The 5,360-nt window shown below is 60.5% G+C and carries 4 protein-coding genes and 1 pseudogene; all 5 read left to right on the plus strand.

From position 1 onward, the window contains the following. Positions 1 to 798: RIP metalloprotease RseP (gene rseP / locus EN925_RS21630; protein WP_127223558.1), on the plus strand; the 798-nt coding region annotated here is incomplete at its 5' end. A gap of 217 nt (positions 799 to 1,015) precedes the next feature. Beyond that, positions 1,016 to 3,388 carry an outer membrane protein assembly factor BamA gene (bamA, locus tag EN925_RS21635; RefSeq protein ID WP_027161557.1) on the plus strand — a complete coding sequence of 791 codons (2,373 nt, stop codon included), beginning with the start codon at positions 1,016 to 1,018 and terminating at the stop codon, positions 3,386 to 3,388. Between the two features lie 75 nt (positions 3,389 to 3,463). After that, complete coding sequence (gene lpxD / locus EN925_RS21640; protein ID WP_127368447.1) at positions 3,464 to 4,522, plus strand: UDP-3-O-(3-hydroxymyristoyl)glucosamine N-acyltransferase; 1,059 nt, start codon at positions 3,464 to 3,466, stop codon at positions 4,520 to 4,522. Next, the gene (gene fabZ / locus EN925_RS21645) at positions 4,515 to 4,982 is read left to right on the plus strand and encodes a 3-hydroxyacyl-ACP dehydratase FabZ (RefSeq protein WP_013531753.1); all 468 of its coding nucleotides are present in this window, start codon (positions 4,515 to 4,517) and stop codon (positions 4,980 to 4,982) included. The genes lpxD and fabZ overlap by 8 nt, the downstream gene beginning before the upstream one ends. A 13-nt stretch (positions 4,983 to 4,995) precedes the next feature. After that, a pseudogene (locus tag EN925_RS21650) lies at positions 4,996 to 5,360 on the plus strand (acyl-[acyl-carrier-protein]--UDP-N-acetylglucosamine O-acyltransferase); the annotation flags it as partial.

The raw sequence follows: 5,360 nt of genomic DNA on the forward strand, positions 1-5,360 counted from the left end.
ATCTGGAAGCGCGCGGCAACGGTGGTGGCCGGACCGCTGTTCAATTTCCTGCTGACGATCGTCGTCTTTTCCGTGCTGTTCACCGCCTATGGCCGCTATGTCGCCGAGCCGATGGTGGCCGAGGTGACCGCCGACAGCCCGGCGGCGAAGGCCGGCATCCTTCCCGGCGACCGATTCGTCAGCGTCGACGGCAACAAGGTCGAAACCTTTGGCGACGTTCAACGCCTGGTTTCGGGCCGTGCGGACGACGCAATCACTTTCGTCATGCTGCGCGACGGCCGGGAGGTCACTGTGACCGCGGCACCGCGGCTGATGGAACAGGAAGACGCGCTCGGCAACAAGGTCAAGGTCGCTGTAATCGGTGTCGTCAACAACAAGGAACTCGGCCAGCCACGGCTCATCACCTACACGCCTGTTGGAGCTGTCGCGGCAGCGGTCGAGGAAACCGGTCACGTCATCCAGCGCACCGGCCAGTTCCTGCAGCGCTTTGTTGTCGGGCGCGAAGACAAATGTCAGCTGGGCGGCCCGGTGAAGATCGCCGACATGGCGGGCAGGGCTGCGAAACTGGGATTCGAATGGCTCGTGCAGCTGGTTGCACTGCTATCCGTTGGCATCGGAATTCTGAACCTTTTGCCGATTCCCCCCCTCGACGGCGGTCACCTCTTGTTCTACGGGGTGGAGGCTGTCATTCGCCGTCCGGTGTCGGAACGGATGATGGAAATGGCCTATCGGGCCGGGTTGCTTCTGGTGCTGTGCTTCATGGGGTTCGTTTTTTGGAACGATCTGTTTGGGTGCTGAAATCATGAAGAAATTTGGCTTCTGCATGGACGATGTTGAGACGCCGTTTACCATGCAAGGGGATATGAGTGACGCGAAAGCCACGCCGCAGGGTTAAGTAAATACAAATTAACCAGAAGCCTTGCGTGTAGGGAAAATCCGGTTAATACGGTAGGGGAAATTACCGCACGTCCGGTTTTCTCGCCGTGGGGACTACGAGAAAAGGTTATTAAGCCCGATGAAGGCAGCATCCAAGTTTCTAAGCGCCGCGTCCGCGGTGACCCTGTCCGCGGCCATGGTCGTGCCAGGCGCGCTCGCAGTGCAGTTCGTTGCCACATCGGCGGCTGAAGCCGCTGTCGTCAGCAGAGTCGAAGTAAGCGGCAACCAGCGTATCGACGCTGAGACCATCCGCAATTACATCACCATCAAGCCGGGCAAGGCTTTCTCCAGTTCCGATATCGACGGTGCGGTCAAGGCACTGTTTGGCACCGGCCTGTTTTCGGATGTGCAGATCAACCAGGTCGGCTCGACGCTGGTGGTGAAGGTTGCCGAGTATCAGGTTGTCAACCAGGTGCTGTTCCAGAACAACAAGAAACTCAAGGACAATGCGCTCGCGGCGGCGGTGCAGCTGAAGCCGCGCGGAACGTTCTCGCAGGCGACGCTCGATGCCGACGTGGAGTCGGTCAAGGCTGCCTACAAGCGCATTGGTCGCGACGACGTGACCGTGACCACGCAGGTCATGCAGCTTGGCGACAATCGCGTGAATGTGGTCTTCAACATTGCCGAAGGCGATCGCACGCAGATCGCGGCGATCAATTTCGTCGGCAACAGCGCCTATTCCAGCCGCCGCCTGTCGGATATCATCAACACCAAGCGTTCGTCCTGGGTTTCCTTCATCCTGCGCGACGACGTCTACGACGATGACAAGCTGCGCGCGGACCAGGAGCTGCTGCGCCGCTTCTACTACAATCACGGCTATGCCGACTTCCAGGTCGTGTCCGCCGTCGGCGAGCTCGACAGCGCGACGAACAAGTACACGGTCACCATCACCGTCCAGGAAGGCGACCGCTACACGTTCGGCGATGTCAGCGTCGAGAGCACGATCCCTGAAGTCGACGGCAAGTCGCTGGAATCGGTGATCGAGACCCACAAGGGTGACGTCTACAACGCCAAGAACGTCGAGGATTCCATCATCGCGCTGACCGAGAAGGTGGCCGGTTCCGGCTATGCCTTCGCGCAGGTCACGCCGCGCGGCGACCGCAATTTCGAGAACCACACCATTTCGGTGGTCTATACGATCGACCAGGGCACCAAGGCCTATATCGAGCGCATCGAGATCCGCGGCAACGATCGCACGCGTGACTATGTCATTCGCCGGGAGTTCGACGTCAGCGAAGGCGACGCCTTCAACCAGGTGCTCATCCAGCGCGCGAAGAAGCGCCTGGAAAACTTGAATTACTTTGAGAAAGTCGACATCTCGACTGTGCCGGGTTCGCAGCCCGACCAAGTCGTTCTGGTGGTTGACGTGGTTGAGAAGTCGACCGGCGAGTTCTCGGTGGGTGCTGGTTATTCGACCGGTGGCGACACGGCCGGTCCGTCGGTCGAAGGCTCGGTGACCGAGCGCAACTTCCTCGGCCGCGGCCAGTTCATCAAGGTGTCTGCGGGCGGCGGCAAGAATTCGCGCGACTACAGCCTGTCCTTCACCGAGCCTTATTTCCTCGGACGGCGCATCGCCGCCGGTTTCGACATCTTCAAGCAAACCCGGAACTACGATCATTACGACAGTGACACCACGGGTGCGACCGTGCGTTTCGGCCTGCCGATCACCGACAGCATCACGACGCAGCTAGCTTACAACATCTCGCAAGAGAAATATAAGCTGGATGATGATTGCGTGACCGGTGGCATTTATGATCCCCTTAAGTGCAATGTTTCCGACGCTATCCTGGATGGCATAGAGCAGAGCCCATGGATCAAGTCTTCGGTTAGCCTGGGATTGGTCTACAACACCATCGACGACATGAAGAACCCGCACGAGGGTATCTACGCCACCACGACGGTGGAAGTCGCGGGTCTCGGTGGCGATGCAAAGTTCGTGAAGGTCACGGGGCGAGGCAGCATCTACCAGACGCTGTCGGAGCAGTATGATCTGGTCGGACTTATTTCGGGCGGCGCCGGTCATGTCGAAGGCTACGGCGGCGACGGCGATCTGCGCGTGTTCGATCACTTCCAGAGCAGCGACCGCATGATCCGCGGCTTCGCCTACGGCGGCATCGGTCCGGTCGACAACGACGGCGCTGGCGACCATCTGGGCGGCACGACCTATTTTAACGCCTCGGCGGAAGCCCAGTTCCCGCTTCCGGTCGTTCCAGAGAGCTTCGGCCTGCGTGGCGCGGTCTTCGCGGATGCGGCCACGCTCTACGGCAGCAAGGTTGCCAACGACTTGGTCGACCAGTCGACGGTGGGCATGAAGCTGCGCGCTTCGGTCGGTGTTGGCTTGATGTGGGCGTCGCCGTTCGGTCCGATCCGTATCGACTACGCGATCCCGGTCAAGAAGGAAGCGTCTGACGACGTGCAGGAATTCAACTTCGGCATATCGACCCGCTTCTGATCGGCGGCCAACGATGCTCCCGGGTCTTCAGGGTCCGGGAGAAATGTTCCGACCTAGCTGGATATAGCTTCTGGAATGACCGATCCGGTGTTCTTCGCGCCATCACGCCGGTATACGGCGGGCGAAGTCGCGAATCTGACCGGCTCGGTGCTTGTCGATTCCGGCCACTCCAATATTTTGATCGAAGCACTCGCGCCGGCCAGCGAGGGCGGCGAGAATGCGCTCGTCTTTGTCGACGGCAAGCGTAATTCCGCGCTGATGCCGTCGCTGCGGGCTGCCGCGGTGCTGTGCCCGGCGGAATTTGCCGGCAAGGCGCCGGCAAGCGTTGCCGTTCTCATTCATCCGCGTCCGCAGCAGGCCTTCGCGCTGATCGGGCGTCTGCTGTTTCCGAGGGCAGCGACACCAGGGCCGATGACCAGTGAAACCGGCGTCTCGCCGCACGCTCATGTCGATGCGACCGCGCATGTCGAAGCCGGTTCCGTCATCGAGGCCGGCGCGGTTATCGGGCCAGGCGCTTCGATCGGCAGCGGTACTGTCATCGCCCCGAATGCGGTCATCGGACAATCCTGCCAGATCGGCCGCGACGGCTATGTCGGTCCGGGCGCCAGCATCCAGTATGCCTTGATCGGCAATCGCGTCATCATTCATGGCGGCGCCAGGATAGGCCAGGATGGTTTTGGCTTCGTCGGCGGGGCCAAGGGTCCCGAACGCGTGCCGCAGATCGGCCGTGTCGTTATCCAGGACGACGTCGAGATCGGCTCCAACACCACCGTCGATCGCGGCGCCATGTCCGATACGATCATCGGCCAAGGCACCAAGATCGACAATCTCGTGCAGATCGCCCATAACGTCCGCATCGGCCGCAATTGCATAATAGCCGGGCTTTCGGGTATTTCGGGTTCTGTGGTCGTGGGTGACAATGTCACCATGGGCGGCGGCGTGGGGCTTGCGGATCACCTGACCATAGGGACAGGGGCCAAGCTTGCCGCCAGAAGTGGATTTATGAGCAATGTCCCTGCAGGCGAGATCTGGGGCGGCTATCCGGCACAGCCGATGGCGGAAGCCATGCGGGAGATAGCCATGCTGCGCAAGCTCGCCAGGACCCGCAAACAGGGCGAGGGAGGCAATGGCTGACATGATCGCGTCGACGACGCTGGAAGCGGTCGACATCATGGGGCTGATGAAGCTCCTGCCGCACCGCTATCCGTTCCTGATGATCGATCGTATCGTCGACATCGATGGCGACGAATCCGCCATCGGCATCAAGAACGTGACCATAAACGAGCCGCATTTTCAGGGCCATTTCCCTGAGCAGCCGGTCATGCCGGGTGTGCTCATCGTTGAGGCGATGGCGCAGACGGCCGGCGCCATCTGTATCCGCAGCCTGGGTACCGAAAAGCCGTCGCTGGTCTATTTCCTGACCATCGACAACGCCAAATTCCGCAAACCGGTCGTTCCCGGCGACCAGTTGAAGATCTATGTCAAGAAAATCAAGAAACGCGGCAACCTGCTCAAATTCGCTTGTGAAGCCATGGTCGACGGCGCCAAGGCGGCCGAGGCCGAGATTTCAGCCATGATGGTCACCAGCGACTGACGATCGAGTGCTTATGAAAATCAAGACATCCATCCATGCTTCCTCCATTGTCGAGGAAGGCGCCAAAATCGGCCAAGGTGTGCGCATCGGGCCGTTCTGCCATGTCGGCGCCGATGTGGTGATCGGCGACGACGTCGAACTGGTCAGTCATGTCTCGGTGATGGGCGCGACGTCGATCGGCGCCTCGACCAAGGTCTACCCGATGGCGACATTGGGCGCGCCGCCGCAGAACACCAAGCACAAGGGCGGCCGAACCACCCTGGTCATCGGCAGGAACTGCACGATCCGCGAAGGCGTGACGATGCATCTCGGCACCGATTCCAGCCGCGGTGAGACGACGGTCGGCGACAACGGCAATTTCCTCGCCTACGCCCATAT

It is taken from the genome of Mesorhizobium sp. M7A.F.Ca.US.006.04.2.1 (assembly GCF_004022915.1).
In the GTDB taxonomy this organism is placed as follows: Bacteria; Pseudomonadota; Alphaproteobacteria; order Rhizobiales; family Rhizobiaceae; genus Mesorhizobium; species Mesorhizobium ciceri.

Coding starts and splice junctions, on each gene's coding strand:
- fabZ (WP_013531753.1), top strand. CDS start 4,515: ATGGCTGACATGATCGCGTCGACGACGCTGGAAGCGGTCGACATCATG.
- lpxD (WP_127368447.1), top strand. CDS start 3,464: ATGACCGATCCGGTGTTCTTCGCGCCATCACGCCGGTATACGGCGGGC.
- bamA (WP_027161557.1), top strand. CDS start 1,016: ATGAAGGCAGCATCCAAGTTTCTAAGCGCCGCGTCCGCGGTGACCCTG.